The 16,825-nt window shown below is 72.8% G+C and carries 9 protein-coding genes and 1 pseudogene; 3 read left to right on the top strand and 7 right to left on the bottom strand.

Translation table 11 applies throughout. From position 1 onward, the window contains the following. Nucleotides 1-178 precede the first annotated feature (178 nt). The 5 genes and pseudogenes from GR130_RS03865 to GR130_RS03850 form a co-directional block, all read right to left on the bottom strand. Nucleotides 179-1,882, bottom strand: coding sequence for a serine/threonine-protein kinase (locus GR130_RS03865; RefSeq protein ID WP_159503393.1), 1,704 nt, complete (start codon nt 1,880-1,882; stop codon nt 179-181). Beyond that, the gene (locus GR130_RS03860; RefSeq protein ID WP_159503392.1) at nt 1,879-2,604 is read right to left on the bottom strand and encodes a hypothetical protein; all 726 of its coding nucleotides are present in this window, start codon (nt 2,602-2,604) and stop codon (nt 1,879-1,881) included. Before GR130_RS03860 ends, GR130_RS03865 begins: the two co-directional genes overlap by 4 nt. 16 nt (nt 2,605-2,620) lie before the next feature. Beyond that, on the bottom strand, nt 2,621-4,039 hold the full coding sequence (locus GR130_RS03855) for a zinc ribbon domain-containing protein (RefSeq protein WP_159503391.1): 1,419 nt from the start codon (nt 4,037-4,039) through the stop codon (nt 2,621-2,623). After that, nucleotides 4,036-4,191 (bottom strand): annotated as a pseudogene (locus GR130_RS40210) (IS607 family transposase); the annotation flags it as partial. The gene GR130_RS03855 and the pseudogene GR130_RS40210, both read right to left, overlap by 4 nt. A 357-nt stretch (nt 4,192-4,548) precedes the next feature. Then, nucleotides 4,549-6,771: an N-6 DNA methylase gene (locus GR130_RS03850; protein ID WP_201304788.1), complete on the bottom strand. Its 2,223-nt coding sequence runs from the start codon at nt 6,769-6,771 to the stop codon at nt 4,549-4,551. A 142-nt stretch (nt 6,772-6,913) separates the two neighbouring features. Here GR130_RS03850 and GR130_RS03845 point away from each other — a divergent pair, with 142 nt between their 5' ends. Together GR130_RS03845 and GR130_RS03840 are read left to right on the top strand one after the other, a co-directional pair. Next, nucleotides 6,914-7,711, top strand: coding sequence for a DUF4190 domain-containing protein (locus GR130_RS03845; protein WP_159503390.1), 798 nt, complete (start codon nt 6,914-6,916; stop codon nt 7,709-7,711). Between the two features lie 376 nt (nt 7,712-8,087). Further along, complete coding sequence (locus GR130_RS03840; protein WP_159503389.1) at nt 8,088-9,554, top strand: DUF2079 domain-containing protein; 1,467 nt, start codon at nt 8,088-8,090, stop codon at nt 9,552-9,554. Between the two features lie 402 nt (nt 9,555-9,956). Here the strand turns inward: GR130_RS03840 and mfd are convergent, their stop codons facing one another. Beyond that, nucleotides 9,957-13,568, bottom strand: a complete 3,612-nt coding sequence (gene mfd / locus GR130_RS03835) for a transcription-repair coupling factor (protein WP_159503388.1) — start codon at nt 13,566-13,568, stop codon at nt 9,957-9,959. Nucleotides 13,569-13,981: 413 nt separating this feature from the next. On the opposite strand from mfd, the gene GR130_RS03830 reads away from it, so the two are divergent. Continuing rightward, a complete protein-coding gene (locus GR130_RS03830) occupies nt 13,982-15,514 on the top strand; it encodes an MFS transporter (RefSeq protein WP_201305138.1) in 1,533 nt (510 codons plus the stop codon). Nucleotides 15,515-15,663: 149 nt separating this feature from the next. Here GR130_RS03830 and GR130_RS03825 read toward each other — a convergent pair whose 3' ends face one another. Continuing rightward, nucleotides 15,664-16,671 (bottom strand): cellulose-binding protein, encoded by a 1,008-nt coding sequence (locus GR130_RS03825; protein ID WP_236572780.1) that lies wholly within the window; start codon nt 16,669-16,671, stop codon nt 15,664-15,666. Nucleotides 16,672-16,825: the final 154 nt, after the last annotated feature.

Genomic DNA, 16,825 nt, shown 5'->3' with positions numbered 1-16,825 from the left:
ACGGAACGGACGGAGACTCGACCTTGAAGGTCGATGCTATGGAGTCGGCGTGGCCCAGGGCCACTGCTTCGGCCAACGATCCGTGCGGGGGTCGGTTCTCCGGGTGCGGCCGGGCGAGGGCGGGGCGGGGGCGCGGTGCGTGAGCGGTGCGCCCCCGGGCCCGCCGCGGGCCGCCGGCTCAGCCCTGCACCTGACCCAGCCAGTACAGCGTGCGGCGGATCTCCGACGGGAAGGCGTGGTGCGGCCCGTGGAGGCGTTCGGCGTCGTAGAGGAGGCGGGAGAGGGCGTCCTGGGCGGCGGCGCGTTCGCCCTGGGCCAGGAGGAGGTGTCCTATGGAGCGGCGGATCTCCAGGGGGCGGACCGGGTCGTCGGCGTAGTGCTCGAAGTACGGGAGGAGGGCGCGGTACTCCTCCAGGGCCTGGGACACCTCGCCGAGCTGCTCCAGGCACTGGGCGGCCTCGTAGTGGAACTGGAGGGCCTGGCGGGTGGCAGCGGCGCCGGACTCCTTGGCGAACTCCTCTGCCAGGAGCCGTAGTTCGGGCAGTGCGCGGCGGTACTGGCCGTCGTCCATGAGGGTGGCGGCGTACTGCTTGCGGAGGGTGCGGACGACCGGGGACTGGGCGCCGTGGCGTTCGGCGGCGGCCGGGAGGATGCCGCCGAGGATGTCCACGGCGCGGGTGATGCGGCCCTGGTCGAGGAGGTCCTTGACCTCGTCGACGGCGGCGGCCACGTCCGGAACGGCACCGGTGGACGAGGAGGGAGTGAGGAGGGCGGACCCGTGCGAGGCGCCGGCGGAGCGGTCGTGCCGGTCGCTCTGGAGGGAGGTGCGGGGGTCGTGGACCGGGCGGGCGGGGGCGGCCGTCGCGGCGACCGGGCGGGCGGCCGGTGACGGCTCGGGGGCGCGGGGGGTGGACGCCGCCGGGGCGGGTACCGGGGCGCCTGCCGCGCGGGACGGCCACGGGGCGTGCGGCCGGCGGAAGGGGCGGGTGGGGTCCATCGGGGCCGGCGGGGTGGCCGGGGCCGGCGGGGCGTGCGGGCCCACGGAGGCGGTGGGGAGGAGGGGGGCCAGGGCCGCGTAGACCTCCTGGGCGTCGGCGGGGCGCGCCCGGGGGTCCTTGCGCAGGAGGTGCAGGACGAGCGCTTCGAGGGCTTCGGGGACGTCGGGGCGGAGCCGGCGGACCGGGACGGGCTCCTCGTAGAGGTGGCGGTGCAGGACGCCGAGCGCGGTGGAGCCGGCGAACGGGACCTCGCCGCTGAGGAGTTCGTGCAGCAGCACCCCGAGGGCGTACAGGTCGGTGTACGGGCCGACGGCGCCGCCCATCGCCTGCTCGGGCGCCATGTACGCGGGGCTGCCGATGGGCGAGCCGGTGTGGGTGAGGCGGGTGGTGTCGGTGTCCAGGGCGGAGGCGATGCCCAGGTCGAGGACGACGACGGAACCGTCCGGCCGGATCATGACGTTGCGCGGCTTGAGGTCGCGGTGGACGATCGGCACGGCGTGGACGGAGGCCAGTACGGCGCAGAGCTGGGCGGCGACGGAGACCGCCCACGGCCAGGGGTAGGGGTCGTGCTCGGCGAGGTGGTCGGAGAGGTCGGCGCCGTCGACGTACTGCATGACCAGGTAGAGGTCCTCGTCGTCGCTGCCGGCGTCGTGGACGGTGACGAGTCCGGGGTGGTCGACCTGGGCGGTGACCCGGCACTCGCGGACGAAGCGGCGGCGCATCTCCTCGCCGTCCGGGGTGCCCGCGACCCGGTCGGGGCGCAGCAGCTTGACGCCGACCCGGCGGTCCAGGCGGCGGTCGTAGCCGATCCAGACCTGGCCCATGCCGCCCTGGCCGAGCAGTACGGAGAGTTCGTAACGCCCGGCGATGACCCGGCCGTTCACCGTCCTTCCTCCTTGCGGAGGTAGTCGCTCAGTTCGTCGAGTTCGGCGCGGACCCGGTCGATGCGCTGGGGCTGCGGGCGCCGGTCGGTTCCGTAAGGGGAGGTGCCGCCGCGCAGCGGCGTCGTTGAGGGGATTGGGGTCTCCCCTGCTCGAACGGAGTTGAGAGCTTGGGGAAGGTCGGGTGACGGGTGGGCCAGGGGCGGCGGCGCGGGGTGGCCGGACGGCGGTGCGTACGGGGGGAGTCCGGTGGCGGTGACGGCGTACGGGGCGACGGGGGCCGCGGGCGGGGGGTGGGGGGTGCCGTAGGGGTGCGGGGCGGCGGCCGGGGGCGTGGCGGGGTAGGCGGCGGCGCCGTATCCGCCCGTACCAGCGGCGCCGGGCCCGTAGTCGCTGGTGCGGGCGGCGCGGATGTCGACGACGAGGTAGTAGGCCACGGCTCCGGCTATCTGGAGCAGCAGGCCGCCGACCGCCGCGTTCGTGCGCCAGTCGGTCGCGGGGTAGCTGGTGATCACCACGCAGCTGCCGAGGAACAGCGCCAGGCCGCCGCCGAAGACCCACCAGCCCTGCTGCCCGCGCTGCACGATGGCGGCCCGCAGCAGCGCGGCCCAGGCCAGGAAGCCCAGGCTGAGCACTGTGGCGGCGACGAAGACCACCCGCAGCGCGAGGACCGTCCCGCGCGCCGGGGGGCGGTGCGGCGGAGGGGCCTGGACGGGGCCGTGCATCACTACTGCTTCCTTCTTATTGCTCAGAGTTGAGCATCGGTTGGATGGTTCGCTCTCCGCACCGGCAGAGGGGCCGGGTACTGGAGTCCTGGTCCGGCAGTCTGGACCGTTGGCGATCGGCACGTTCCCGCAGGATCTGCTTCACCCGCGTGTGCGGGGTGTGCAGGGTGATGTCGGAGTCACTCGCCCTGTACAGGATGTTGATCGCAGCAGCATGGTCGGCTTGCCACACGGCCCCACACTCGGTGCAGTGAAGCCGGTCCCCTTTCCGGACAGCGAGGATGTCCGTGAAGGGCACGGCTTGTGACGTGTAGGCAGCGTTGACCAGCCGCACCGCAGAACCTCTGCGGTCCGACACGGTTTGCAACGCCTCGGCTGTGACGCCCTTGGTCCAGGCAGCCAGGCGCCGATGGGTATTCTTCCCCAGTTTCTTCCGGCTGGAGAAAGTCTTGGTGAGGTCTTCGGCCACGATCACACCAGCCTTGTCGACCACTGCGTGCACGGATCGATAGGTGATGTCGCGGACGCGGCACCTCCACGCGGTAGAGCGTCGATCGCGCTTGAGAGTACCGAGGTTGTGATCCCTGATCCGGCGGGCCTTCGCATGATCGCCACGCCTTTCCGCCCTCTCGGCGACGGCGCAAAGCTTCGCGCGACGGGCGTTCTTGGTCCTGCGGTGATCCGACTCGGAAGTAAGGAGGTCGCCGAGCTGGGTGCCGTAGCGCTTCCCGTCGGAGTCGGTGAGGACTTCGCTGTATCCCTTGTCGATGCCGGTCTCCCGATCGCCGCACGGCCGCCCGGAGGACTTCGTTCCTTTCGCGTCGATCTGGTAATGCACCTCGGCGCGCCTGTTGCGGAGGATCAGTCGGAGGGTGCCGGTCGGGGAGACGGTGGTGTTGAGCGGGATGCGGACGAGTTGACGGCGTTCCAGGCCGGGGACAGCGAGCCAGACGTTGCCACTGTCGGCCAAGGTAAACGTCTTGTACTGGTCGGAGCGGACCACGATCTGGTTATGGGTGCGGTTCCGGCCCCGCTTCCAATGCCGGCGCATCTGCCGGGACAGGTACGAGTCAGCCACCCACTGGTCGCGCTTGAGCAGCGTGACCAGGTGTTTCCGCTCAGCCTCATCGGCGATGTGCCGGAAGATCGCCTTCTTGACCTTGCGCTTGGCGGCCTCACGGTTCGCGGTGATGTCAGCCACCGCGTCCCGCACGGTCTCCTTCCACGCGTTCGCCAGCACGCCGAAGGTCTGAGCTGTCCCGTCGGCGATCCACACATCGCGGATCTGCCGGTCCGACCACGGCAGGCCGCTGATGGACCCGTACAGACGCCAGACCAGCGACCGCACCGCACCGAGTCGGCGCGCCTGCTCTTCGAGCTGCGCGTACTTGCCGGTGTTGAGGTCCTTCGAGTAGGCGATGCGGGTGGCCTTCACCGTCCACCACCGGTGGACTCGTCCTTCAGTGTCTTTCCATAGCGACACAGTCCGTCCAGGCGACACGAAAAGGTGCGCACGATCACCAACAAGTCCTGCACCATCTCCTCTTGCGAAGAAAGCGACTCCTGGTTGGCGACCAGGATGGTGCAGCGGATCGGCCGACGCACTGCGCGTACTCGCCGATCTGGCACCTGCCGACCACGGTGCACAGCTCTGATGAGGAGTGAGCAGGAATCTTCCACTGAATCTCAACTCCTGGCGGATCGTTCGTGGTTAGGCCCGAGGCCGTGCTGCCTCGGCGGCCTCGCGTTCAGGCTCGGAAATGCCGGTGCACGCACATGCCTGCGAGCCTATATACGACCGCGGGCGCATGTGCGGGGTTATAGGGAATGCGTGCGGGCAATGCGCCCGTCGCCGTGTGCCCACCGTCAACTACCCGCGCACATGCACCCCCTACCCATCGGCACATAACAGAAATAACGGCTATATCGACCTGACCCTGAGGCTCAGCTCGGCCCGACCGACCCGTCCGTCAGCCCGTCGTAGAGCCCCTGCACCAGCTGCTCGCCCAGCCGGGACGCCAGCCGCAGGGCGCCCTCGAAGGCGGCCAGGTCGCCGAACCGCCGCCCGTAGCGCTGCTGTTCGGCCAGCGGGAGCCGGGGCAGCTGGAGGCGGCGGACGTCGAGGCGGGTGGCGGTGGAGGCGTAGCTGCTGGCCTGCCGGTTGTTGGCGGTGCCGCGCAGGAAGCCCGCGAGGAACCAGGGGTCGAGGGCGGTGGGATCGGGGCGCAGCAGGGTGAGGTTGCGGCCGAGGGCGGCGCCGGCGGTGTCCTCGTCGACGACCCGGGCGATGGCGCCGCCGCCGAGGACCGGCACCACGACGTCGCCTTCCCGGACGAGCACCGGTTCCTCGGACGGGCCGGCGGAGGGCGCTTCGGGGAGCGTGCCGGAGGGGGCGAAGCCGCCGATGACGTCGTGGTCGGTGAGGACCGCTGGGGCTCCGTCGGGTGCCGCCGTCCCGGCGCCGCCGGCGCGCAGCACGAGGGCGCCGGAGCGGGCCAGTTCGCCGACGGTGGTCAGCGGCCAGCGGGCGGCGGACGGCGCGGGGGCGGCGGCGTCCTCGCCGGGGCGCGGGGTCAGTTCGGTGGTACGGGCGAGGGTGGCGGTCAGCCGGTCGTGGACCCGGGCGAGTTCGCCGGGGCCGCCGGCCGCGGCGGGCGGCGGGAGGTGCCGGGCGGGTGCCAGGTCGACGTCGTCGCCGAGGAGGTCGATGGCGGCCAGCGAGCGCCGTACGCCGGGTACCTCCTCGATCTCGCCGTCGCGGTCGAAGAGCTGCCAGGCGTCGACGGCGGTGGCCCGTACGGTCTGCCAGTCGGGCTTGTCGCGGCCGGTGCCGCCGGCGAGCGGCGCGGCGGTGTCGACGACGAGCAGGTGCGGGACCGGCGGGGCGCCGCCGCCGGGCTTGCGCAGCACCCACAGGTGCAGCGGGATGCTGTTGGGCGGTGCGGCGCCGGCGGGCAGCGCGATGACCGCCCGCAGCGCGCCGCGGCGCAGCAGGTCGGCGCGGATCCGGCGGCCGGAGCGGCGGGAGGCGGCGGCGGGCGGCATGAGGAGGACCGCGGTGCCGCCGGGCCGCAGGCGGGCCAACGCGTGCTGGACCCAGGCCAGTTCGGATTCCGTACGGGCCGGGAAGCCGTACTCCCAGCGGGGGTCGTAGGCGAGTTCGTCGTGGCCCCAGTTGCGTTCGTTGAACGGCGGGTGGACGAGGACGACGTCCGCGGCGAGCTGCGGGAAGGCGTCGGCGCGCAGGGTGTCGGCGGCCCGGACGCGGACCTCGGCACCGGGTGCTTCCAGGGCGAGGCGGAGCGCGGTGAGGGCGGCGAGGTCGGGGTCGGCGTCCTGGCCGTGGAGGGCGGGCGGGGCGGCGCCGGGGGCCTCGTCGCGGGCGGCGGCGAGCAGCGCGCCGGCGCCGCAGGCCGGGTCGAGGACGGTGCCCAACGGGCCTGCCGATGCGGCCAGTTCGGCCATCAGCGCGGCCGGTCCGGGCGGGGTGAGGGTGTACTGGCGGGGGTTGGCGTCCAGGTGCCGGCCGAGCAGGAAGGCGTACGCCTCGGGGGCGCCGTCGGCGGTCGCGAGGTCGCCGGCGGCCCGCACCAGGGCGGCGGACGGGGCGAGCGCCTCGCGGGTCAGGCCCCGTACGGGGTGCTCGGTGCCGAGCCGGGCGGCCAGGACGGATTCCAACATCGCGGGCAGCACACCGGTCAGTTCGGCGTCGTCGGCGGCGGCGCGCAGCTGCTGCCAGGCCGCGGGCCGCTCGTGGACCAGCAGCAGCACGGCACCGGCCTGGCGGAGTGCGGCGGCGGCCCCTGCGGGGTGCCCGACGAGCTGCTGCCAGACCCGCTCGCGCGGTGGCACCTCGGCGATTTTTCCCTGGTCGCGCAGCCACTGCTCGATGTCGCGGAGGGCGAAGGCGGGGCTGGTCTCGGTGCCGCCGACCGGCTTGGGGAAGTCGGCGTGCCGGCGGCGCCAGTTGCTGACCGCGGCCCGGCCGACGCCGGCGAGCCGGGCGATGCCGGCGGCGGTCACCTCGGTCGGGCGGCCGTCCGCCCCGCTTTCCGCGCTCGCGCCGGCGTCCGCGGCGCCGCGGGCCGCCCTGTCGTCCGTCGCATTGTCCGGCACCTGACTGGCTCCCGTCCCGATGACCCCCGCGATCTCTGTGTCGACGAGCATACCCATCCACCTTGCCCCTCTCCCTTCACGACGTGAACTCCCACCCTCCATATATCTATGTTGACTCGGTTCACAGCCCATGCTCTTATTGACCCACCGATTCGACGGAACCGATTCCAGCGCCCGGAAGGGGCCCCTTCGCATGTCTCAGCAGATGCAGTACCAGCCCGTCCCGGAGGGGCCCCACGGCATGCCGGGCGCCGCCCCCCAGGCGGCGCGCAACGGACTGGGCGTCGCCGCCCTGATCCTCGGCATCGTCGGCGCTCTCAGCGGCATCCCGATGCTGCTGTTCTGGATCGCCGGACCGCTCGGCGTCCTGGCGCTGATCTTCGGCCTGGTCGGCACGAGCCGGGTCAAGAAGGGCCAGGCCACGAACAAGGGCGTGGCGATCACCGGCACGATCCTGGGCGCGCTCGCGATCATCCTGGCGATCGTCGGCGGCATCGTCACCGTCGTGGCCGCCAAGCAGGCCGTCGACGAGATCAACAAACAGGTCAACGGCGCACCGGCGCAGCCCAAGGACGGCAGCAAAGGCGGCGGCAACAAGTCCTACGGCCCCGGCGAGTTCGCGACCTATCCGGACAAGGGCCTTGAGGTGAGCGTCGCCAAGCCGGCGCCTTACGCTGTCGGCGAGATCGCCTCCGGACACACCGCCGGCAACAAGGCGTACAAGGTCACCGTGCAGATGAAGAACAAGGGCAAGGCCGCCTTCAACCCCGCCCTGACCCAGATCAAGGCGAAGACCGGCGCCGACGGCCGCAAGGCGGAGCAGATCATCGACGGCAAGATCGGCATCGGCTTCGACGGCTCGATAGCCCCGGGCGCGACCGCCACCGTCGATGTCGCCTTCGACGCCCCGCCGACCGCCAAGGAACTGGACATCGAGGTCACCCCGGACATCGACCTGCAGGCCGTGCACTGGAAGCTGCCCACCAGCTGACCCGGCGGAGCCGCCCGGCTCCGCCCCCGCACGCCTTCCCCGACGGCCTCCGGCCCGGCACCGCGTCACCGCGGTCCGGGCCGGAGGCCGTCGCGGTGCGCGGACCGATCCATCCCCCTTCCCGTTCCGCCCGCGGGAACGGACGGGCGCGCCGTGACGTCTGAGTCACCGACGCGCGGCGAGAGGGAGCGGCGCGGAGGTCGCGCGGCGGCCGGGCCACGGAGCGGGCGGACGGCGCGGTCCGCACCGCTGTTCCCACGCGTGGCAACGGGGGGCGCGGGACAGGTGAACAGGGAAGCGGACCACCCGGCGAACACCGGACCGACCCGTTCGCCTGTTCGAGTACCTTTTCGGAGACCGAGAGTGAGGACCCCCCATGGACACGGCCGCAGCACCGGCGGCAGGCGACCTCGTCGGACCGGCGCGCGGCACCGCCGCCCCGGCGACCGCGTCCCCGGCCCGTCCGACGGCGGCCCGCCTCGCCGCCCTCCGGGCGCCGCACCTCGACCCGTACTGGATCGCCGGGCCGTGCTTCCTCGCCTTCGCCACGCTCTCGTACTGCCGCTTCCGCTCCCTGTCCGACGTGTCCTGGGACCTGGGCATCTTCGAGCAGGCGATACGGGGCTACGCCCACTTCGGCGCACCGATCGTCGACCTCAAGGGGCCCGGCACCAACATCCTCGGCGACCACTTCAGCCCCGTCCTGATCCTGCTCGCCCCCTTCTACCGCCTCCTCCCCTCACCGCTGACCCTGCTCGCCGCGCAGGCCGCGCTGTTCGCGCTGTCCGCGATACCGGTGACCCGCGCCGCCGCCCGCCACCTCGGCCGCCGCCAGGGCCTGGCCATCGGCGCCGCCTACGGCCTGTCCTGGGGCATACAGAAGGCCGTCGACTTCGACTTCCACGAGATAGCGTTCGCGATGCCGCTGATCGCCTTCGCCCTCGAAGCGGTGCTGCGCGGCCGGTGGAACGCGGCGGTGTGCTGGGCCGCGCCGCTGGTGCTGGTCAAGGAGGACCTGGGCGTGACCGCCGCCGCCATCGGCACGCTGGCGCTGCTCCGCACCCGGCGCGCGAGCCCGCTGCCCATCGCGCTGGTCGCGTTCGGCATCACCGCCACCGCCGTCACCCTCGGCCTGATCATCCCCGGCTTCAACGGCTCCGGCTCGTACGACTACTGGAGCAAACTCGGCGCTCACGGCGGCGCCTCCCCCGCCGTCCCGGTCGACGTCGTGCTCCGCACCGTGCTGTGGGTGCTGCTCCCCACCACCGGGCTGCTCGCCCTCCGCTCCCCGCTCCTCCTGGTCGCGCTGCCGACGCTCGGCTGGCGCTTCCTCTCCCACGACCCGCACTACTGGGGCATCGACTGGCACTACAACGCGGTCCTGATGCCCGTCGTCTTCCTCGCCCTGGTCGACGCCCTGCCGCGCGTCCGCGCCGCCGCCCGCCCGTGGCTGCGCTCGTACGCGCACCATCTGCCGGCCGCCGTACTGGCCGCCGCGCTGGCGCTGACCACCAGCCTCCCGCTGGCCCGGCTGACCGAGGCCGCCACCTACCGCAAGCCCCCGGGCGTGGCCGCCGCCGAGCGGCTGCTCGACCGGGTCCCCGACGGCGCGACCGTGGAGTCCGACGTCCGCCCGATCAGCCACCTCGCGGGCCGCGCCCGCGTCTACTGGACCGGCGACACCGGCGGTCTGGCCCCCGACTACGTCGCCGCCCAACTCCCCGACAACCACACGCCCGAGCAGGCCCTCGCCGACGTGACCGCCCGGCACCCGAAATCCACCTACGTCCCGCTGGGCACCGCCGCGGACATCGTCGTCTTCCAGCGGACGTCCGCGGACTGACGGCGTCGCACCCGCCCACGTGCGCCTGCGGCGGGCCTGCCTCCCACGTTGTCGGCTGACCCGCCGTGGGGGTTTGCGCCGCTCTCCGCCTTCGGCGGAGGGGGTGTTCGGGGTGGGGCCCCTGTCGGTGGTGGGTGCCGGGTGTGGGCGGGACCCCACCCCTGGGGGGAGAAGGAGAGGCCCGGGCACTCACGTCCAACCCGCGCCTCTGGCCCCCGGGTTCACCACGACGGCCGGGAAATCCTCATCCCCCACCGGGCGGGGGCGCCTCACAGGCGCCGGAGGCCCGGCCCCGGCACCCACCACCCACAAGGCGCCCCGGCCCACAACCCCTTCCGCTCCCGCCGAAGGCGGGAAAACCGCACCCGCTCCCCCGCGGCGGGAAAGACGGCTACGTGGGGATCAACCAAGGACCGTCGTCAGGAACTCCCCCACCCAAGAAAGCAGTTCGCGCCCCACCAACGGCTTGCCGCCGATCTTGCCGGTCGTCGGGCGCGGCACCAGGATCTGGCGGGTGGCCGGCTTGAGGACCGTACGGGGGTAGAGGCGCTTGAGGCGGAGCTCCTGGGATTCGCGCAACTCCACCGGGCCGAAGCGGATGTTGGAGCCCTGGAGGGTGATGTCCGAGACGCCGCAGGCGCGGGCCAGCATCCGCAGACCGGCGACCAGGAGGAGGTTCTCGACCGGCTCGGGCAGCTTGCCGTAGCGGTCGGTCAGCTCTTCGCGGACCGCCGCGATGTCCTCCTCGGAGTTCGCCGAGGCGATCGCGCGGTACGCCTGGAGGCGCAGCCGCTCGCCGGGCGCGTAGTCGTGCGGGACGTGCGCGTCCACCGGGAGTTCGATCTTGACTTCGAGCGGGGGCTCCTCCTCCGCGCCGCCCTCCAGGGACGCGCGGTAGTCGGCGACCGCCTCGCCCACCATGCGTACGTAGAGATCGAAGCCGACGCCGGCGATGTGGCCGGACTGCTCGCCGCCCAACAGGTTGCCCGCGCCGCGGATTTCGAGGTCCTTCATGGCGACGTACATGCCGGCGCCCATCTCGGTGTGCTGGGCGATGGTCGCCAGCCGCTCGTGGGCGGTCTCGGTGAGCGGCTTCTCCGGCGGGTAGAGGAAGTAGGCGTAGCCGCGCTCGCGCCCGCGGCCCACCCGGCCGCGCAGCTGGTGGAGCTGCGAGAGGCCGAAGTTGTCGCCGCGCTCGACGATCAGGGTGTTGGCGTTGGAGATGTCGATACCGGATTCCACGATGGTCGTGGAGACCAGGACGTCGAACTTCTTCTCCCAGAAGTCGACCACGACCTGCTCCAGCTGCGACTCGCCCATCTGGCCGTGGGCGGTCTGGATGCGCGCCTCCGGCACGATCTCGCGGAGCCGGGCCGCCGCGCGGTCGATGGACTCGACGCGGTTGTGGATGTAGAAGACCTGGCCCTCGCGCAGGAGTTCGCGGCGGATGGCGGCGCCGATCTGCTTCTGCTCGTAGGGCCCGACGAAGGTGAGGACCGGGTGCCGCTCCTCGGGGGGCGTGGTGATCGTCGACATCTCGCGGATGCCGGTGACGGCCATTTCGAGGGTCCGGGGGATCGGGGTCGCGGACATCGTCAGGACGTCGACGTTGGCGCGGAGCTTCTTCAGCTGTTCCTTGTGCTCGACGCCGAAGCGCTGTTCCTCGTCGACGATGACCAGGCCCAGGTCCTTGAACTTGGTCTCGGAGGAGAAGAGGCGGTGGGTGCCGATGACGATGTCGACGGCGCCGTCCCGCAGGCCCTCCAGCGTCGCCTTCGCCTCGGTGTCGGTCTGGAAGCGGGAGAGCGCCCTGACGTTGACCGGGAACTGGCCGTACCGCTCGGTGAACGTGCCGTAGTGCTGCTGGACGAGGAGGGTGGTGGGCACCAGCACGGCGACCTGCTTGCCGTCCTGGACGGCCTTGAAGGCGGCCCGGACCGCGATCTCGGTCTTGCCGTAGCCGACGTCGCCGCAGATGAGGCGGTCCATGGGGACGGACTTCTCCATGTCCTCCTTGACCTCGGCGATGGTCGTCAGCTGGTCGGGCGTCTCCGCGTACGGGAACGCGTCCTCCAGCTCGCGCTGCCAGGGGGTGTCCGGGCCGAAGGTGTGGCCGGGCGCCGCCATCCGCGCCGAATACAGCTTGATCAGGTCGGCGGCGATCTCCTTGACGGCCTTCTTGGCGCGCGCCTTGGTCTTCGTCCAGTCGGCGCCGCCGAGTCGGTGCAGTGTCGGGGCCTCGCCGCCCACGTACTTGGTGACCTGCTCCAGCTGGTCGGTGGGGATGTAGAGCCGGTCGCCGGGCTGGCCGCGCTTGGCGGGGGCGTACTCGACCAGGAGGTATTCGCGGGTGGCGCCCTGGACCGTGCGCTGCACCATTTCGATGTAGCGGCCGACGCCGTGCTGCTCGTGGACGATGAAGTCGCCGGCCTGGAGGGTGAGCGGGTCGATCTGCTTGCGGCGGCGGGCCGGCATCCGGGCCGCGTCCTTGCCGGCGGCCTTCTGGCCGGAAAGGTCGGTCTCGGTGAGCACCGCGACCTTCAGGCCCGGGTCGATGAAGCCGTTGTCGATCGAGCCGCAGGCCACATGGACGACGGACGGCGCGATCTCGCCGAGGTCGGCCTCCAGGCGGGCGGCGATGCCCTCACCGCCCAGCACCTCGACCGTACGGGCCGCGGGACCGTGGCCCTCGGTGACGAACACCGTGCGCCAGCCGTCCGCGAGCCACTGCTTGGTGTCGGCCAGCGCCCGCTGGGTGTCGCCCCGATACGTCTCCGGGGCGTGCATCCCCAGCTTGAGGGTGTCCCCGTCGGCCTCTTCCTCGGTGGCCGCGCTGTATCCGATGTCGCCAGAGGTGCCGAGTTCACTGTCACCAGAGGTGCTGAGTCCGCTGTCACCAGAGGTGAACTGTGACACCGACCACCACGGCATGCCCAGTTCGCGGGCCCGGTCGCGGACGTCCGCGATGCCCCACAGGGACGCCGCGCCGACGTCGATCGGCGCCGCACCGCCACCCGCGCTCGCCGCCCAGGACGCCTGGAGGAACTCCTGGCTGGTGGCGACCAGGTCGGCGGCCCGGGTGCGCACCCGCTCCGGGTCGCAGACCACCGCCATGCTGCCCTTCGGGAGGACGTCCAGCAGGAGTTCCATGTCGTCCACGAGGACCGGCGCCAGGGATTCCATGCCCTCGACGGCGATCCCCTCGGCGATCTTCCCGAGCAGCTCGCCCAGCTCCGGGTGCTGCTCGGCGAGATCCGCGGCCCGCGCCCGCACCTCGTCGGTCAGCAGCAGCTCGCGGCACGGCGGCGCCCACAGCCCGTGCTCGGCGACCTCCAGGGACCGCTGGTCGGCGACCTTGAAATAGCGGATCTCCTCGACGTCGTCGCCCCAGAACTCCACCCGCAGGGGGTGCTCCTCCGTGGGCGGGAAGACGTCCAGGATGCCGCCGCGGACCGCGAACTCGCCGCGCTTCTCGACCAGTTCGACGCGCGCGTAGGCAGCCGCCGCCAGTCCGTCGACGATCTCCTCCAGGTCGGCGGTCTGCCCCGTGCGCAGACTGACCGGCTCCAGGTCGCCCAGCCCCTTGACCTGCGGCTGGAGCACCGAGCGGATGGGCGCGACGACGACCGAGACCGGGCCCGCGGTCGGGTCGTCCGCCTGCGGGTGCGCGAGCCGGCGCAGCACCGCCAGACGGCGGCCGACGGTGTCCGAGCGCGGCGACAGGCGCTCGTGCGGCAGCGTCTCCCAGGAGGGGAACTCCACCACCGCGTTGTCCTCGCCGACCGGCATCAGCGACCGCAGGGCGGCGGCCAGGTCCTCGGCCTCGCGGCCGGTGGCCGTCACCGCCAGCACCGGGCGGCCGGACTGCCGGGCCAGGGCGGCCACCGCGAACGGGCGGGCGGCCGGCGGGCCGACCAGGTCCACATGCGGCCGGTTTCCGTCGGCCGCGGCCCTGACCGCTTCGGCGAGCGCCGGGTCCCGTACGACGGCGTCGAGCAGACCAGTCAGGCTCATGAAAAAGATTCCGTCCCAGCGAGGCGAACAACGCGACCGGTCCGACACTCCCTCGGCAGCGCCGACGGGCGCGCACGGACCAGGGTTGCCAACCTTACGCTCGCCCACTGACAACCGGCCGCCGTATCGAGCCGCCGGCCCGTCCCACCCTTCGAGAAGCCCCGTTCCGCCGGGCGCCGGCGCGTGGAAGGGTGTCGGCAGAATCGTGCCGACTACACGTAGTGGGTCGGCCGCACAGGACGGTCGGGCGCGCGACGGCCGCGCCACGCACCACACCAGGAGGGGGCCCGGTGAGCCGCATCACACAGGACAGCCACGGCGCCGGCCGGAACGGGGCCGGGGACCAGGGGCCGGGCGGGCGGAGCGCCACCGGCCCGGCCACCTCGCGGCGCGGGCCCGTGGTCGCCGCCCTCATGCTCGGCATGGCGCTCGCCGCCCTCGACTCGACGATCATCGCCACCGCCATCCCCCAGATCGTCGGCGACCTCGGCGGCTTCGCCGTCTTCTCCTGGCTCTTCTCCGGCTACCTCCTCGCCGTCACCGTCACCCTCCCCGTCTACGGCAAGCTCTCCGACACCTACGGCCGCAAGCCCATCCTCGTGACCGGCATCGCCCTGTTCCTCCTCGGCTCCCTGGCCTGCGCCGGCGCCTGGAACATGGCCTCCCTCATCGCCTTCCGCATCCTCCAGGGCCTGGGCGGCGGCGCCCTCCAGGGCACCGTGCAGACCATCGCCGCCGACCTCTACCCGATGAAGGAACGCCCCAAGATCCAGGCCAGGCTCTCCAGCGTCTGGGCCGCGTCGTCCGTCGCCGGGCCGGGTCTGGGCGGGCTGCTCGCCGCGTACGGCGACTGGCGCTGGATCTTCCTGGTCAACCTGCCCGTCGGCGCGCTGGCCCTCTGGCTGATCGTCCGCCATTTCTTCGAGGACGACGCCCGCCACGACACCGAACGGGCCCGCACCACCGCCGCCGGGCGCCGCCCCCGCGTCGACTGGCCCGGCGCGCTCGCCATCTTCGCCTGCGGCGGACTGCTGCTCACCGCCCTCGTCCAGGGCGGCACCGCCTGGCCCTGGCTCTCCGCGCCCTCCCTGCTGCTGCTCGCCGGCAGCGCGCTGTGCGCCGCGGCCACCTTCGCCATCGAACGCCGCGCCGCCGAGCCGATCATCCCCGGCTGGGTCTGGCGCCGCCGCACCATCTCCGCGGTCAACCTCGCCCTCGGCGCCCTGGGCCTCCTGATGGTCGCCCCCACCGTCTTCCTGCCCACCTACGCCCAGACGGTCCTCGGCCTCGGCCCGATACCCGCCGGCTTCGTGCTCTCCGTGATGACCCTGAGCTGGCCGATATCCGCCGCCTTCAGCAGCCGCGTCTACACCCGCATCGGCATCCGGAACTGCGCGCTCCTCGGCATGGCCGGCGCCGGCCTGGTCCTGCTGGCCTTCCCGCTGCTCCCCTACCCGGGCGCCGCCTGGCAGCCCGCGCTGCTGATGCTGGCGCTCGGTGCCGCGCTGGGCCTCTTCCAGCTCCCGCTGATCATCGGCGTCCAGTCCTCGGTCGGCTACGCCGAGCGCGGCACCGCCACCGCCTCGATCCTCTTCTGCCGCCAGGTCGGCCAGTCCATCGGCGCCGCCCTCTTCGGCGCCATCGCCAACGCCACCCTCAACGACCGCCTCGCGCACGCCCCTTCGGCCATCCGCACCGGTCTGCCGCACGACCTCGACGCGGTCTCGCGCGCCCTGGAGCACGGCGGTGCGCTCACCGCCCGCACCGCCGACTACCTGCGCCGCGCCGTCGACACCACCGTCCACCACGTCTACCTGGGCGCCGCCGCTGCCGCCGCCCTCGCCCTGCTCGCCGTGCTCCTGCTCGCACCGCGCCGCTTCCCCGTCCACGCGGATGCCCGCACGGGCGCGAGCGCCCCGGACACGGCCACGCCGGACAGCCCCTGAGCCGCAGGTATCGACATCGGGAACCTCACCGCCCCTTGTCGGGCGAGCACGGGATTTCCGTAGCGGGAATCCGCTCGCACCCGGACCACTGGTGCCGGCCACGCCTTCCCGGCGTGACCGGCACCAGTTGGTGAAGCGGTCGCCCCGAATTACGAGCGCCCGCCGCCGCGCTCCATGCGGGGCCGCTGGGTCTCCACCGTCTCCTCGTCGTCCGGATCGACCTCGGGGGCGGCGCCACCGGCCCCGGGACCGGAGTCCGCGCCCATGGCGGCGAAGTCCGCCGGGTCCTTGCCGGTGAGCGCCGCCAGGCTGTTGCGCACATGCGCCATGTGGGTCCGGACCTCCTCCCGCTCCTCGTCGTGCTCCCGCACGATCCGCTCGGTGGCCCGCTCGATCCGCTCCGCGTCGACCCGCGCCTGCGCCAGCAGCTCCGCGGCCCGCGCCTCGGCGTCCTCCTGGCGGTGCCGGGCCGACTCCTCGGTCTCCGCCGTCAGCCGCCGGCGCTCGGTCACGACGGCCTCCCCGTGCGCGTCCAGCTCGGCGACGCGCAGGTCCATCTCGGCCGCCAGGCTGGTCAGTTCCCGCTCCAGGCCGTCCCACTCCTCGTTCTGCCGCGCCTCCTGGTCCCGCAGCAGCTGCGCCGTGCGGCGGCGCATCTCGACCAGCCCCGCGGACGCCTCGGACCGCAACTGCTCGGCGTCCTTGACCGCCCCGGCCACCAGCGCCGACGCCCCGTCGCACGCCGTCTCATCAATACGGCGCGCGTCCTCCGACGCCTCCGCACGCAGCCGCTGCGACGCCTTGTCCGCCGCCGTCTGCGTCTGCTGCGCGAACGCGGCGGCATCGTCGCGCAGCCGCTCCGCGGCGGCATCGGCCTCGGACCGCAGCCGGGCCGCCTCGGACTCCGCCGTCGTCAGGATCAGCCGGGCCTGATCGCCGAGATCCTCGTACGTCTGCTCCGGCAGCTGCGCCACATAGGCGCGCAGCTCGGCGACTTCGGTCTCCATCTCGTGGCACAGGACCGTCAGCCGCGCGGCGCGCTCCCAGCAGGAGTCCCTGTCGATGGAGAGCCCCTCGACGCGCCGGTCCACGTCCTCAGGGCGGTAGCCGCGTCCTCGTACGGTCTCGAACCCGTGAGGCGAAACCGAAGTACTCATCCCTCAAGCCCCTCTCCGCTGCGCTCAGCAGTCGCGCGGATCCGCATACCTCCGTACAGTCCCGCGCACATCTTTCTGGATCGGCCCGAAGCGGCTCCATTACGACACTCCGCCCATTCCCTCCCACAAGGATGCGGTATGTGCCGACAGAAGC

This window comes from Streptomyces sp. GS7 (assembly GCF_009834125.1).
In the GTDB taxonomy this organism is placed as follows: domain Bacteria; phylum Actinomycetota; class Actinomycetes; order Streptomycetales; family Streptomycetaceae; genus Streptomyces.
Note: the sequence above shows the minus strand (reverse complement) of the source record. Positions and strands in the feature narration are given on the sequence as shown.

What these genes read in the sequence shown, in the direction of transcription:
- GR130_RS03860 (WP_159503392.1), bottom strand. Translation starts at nt 2,604, where the DNA reads ATGCACGGCCCCGTCCAGGCCCCTCCGCCGCACCGCCCCCCGGCGCGC.
- GR130_RS03850 (WP_201304788.1), bottom strand. Translation starts at nt 6,771, where the DNA reads ATGCTCGTCGACACAGAGATCGCGGGGGTCATCGGGACGGGAGCCAGT.
- GR130_RS03845 (WP_159503390.1), top strand. Translation starts at nt 6,914, where the DNA reads ATGTCTCAGCAGATGCAGTACCAGCCCGTCCCGGAGGGGCCCCACGGC.
- GR130_RS03840 (WP_159503389.1), top strand. Translation starts at nt 8,088, where the DNA reads ATGGACACGGCCGCAGCACCGGCGGCAGGCGACCTCGTCGGACCGGCG.
- mfd (WP_159503388.1), bottom strand. Translation starts at nt 13,568, where the DNA reads ATGAGCCTGACTGGTCTGCTCGACGCCGTCGTACGGGACCCGGCGCTC.
- GR130_RS03830 (WP_201305138.1), top strand. Translation starts at nt 13,982, where the DNA reads ATGCTCGGCATGGCGCTCGCCGCCCTCGACTCGACGATCATCGCCACC.
- GR130_RS03825 (WP_236572780.1), bottom strand. Translation starts at nt 16,671, where the DNA reads ATGAGTACTTCGGTTTCGCCTCACGGGTTCGAGACCGTACGAGGACGC.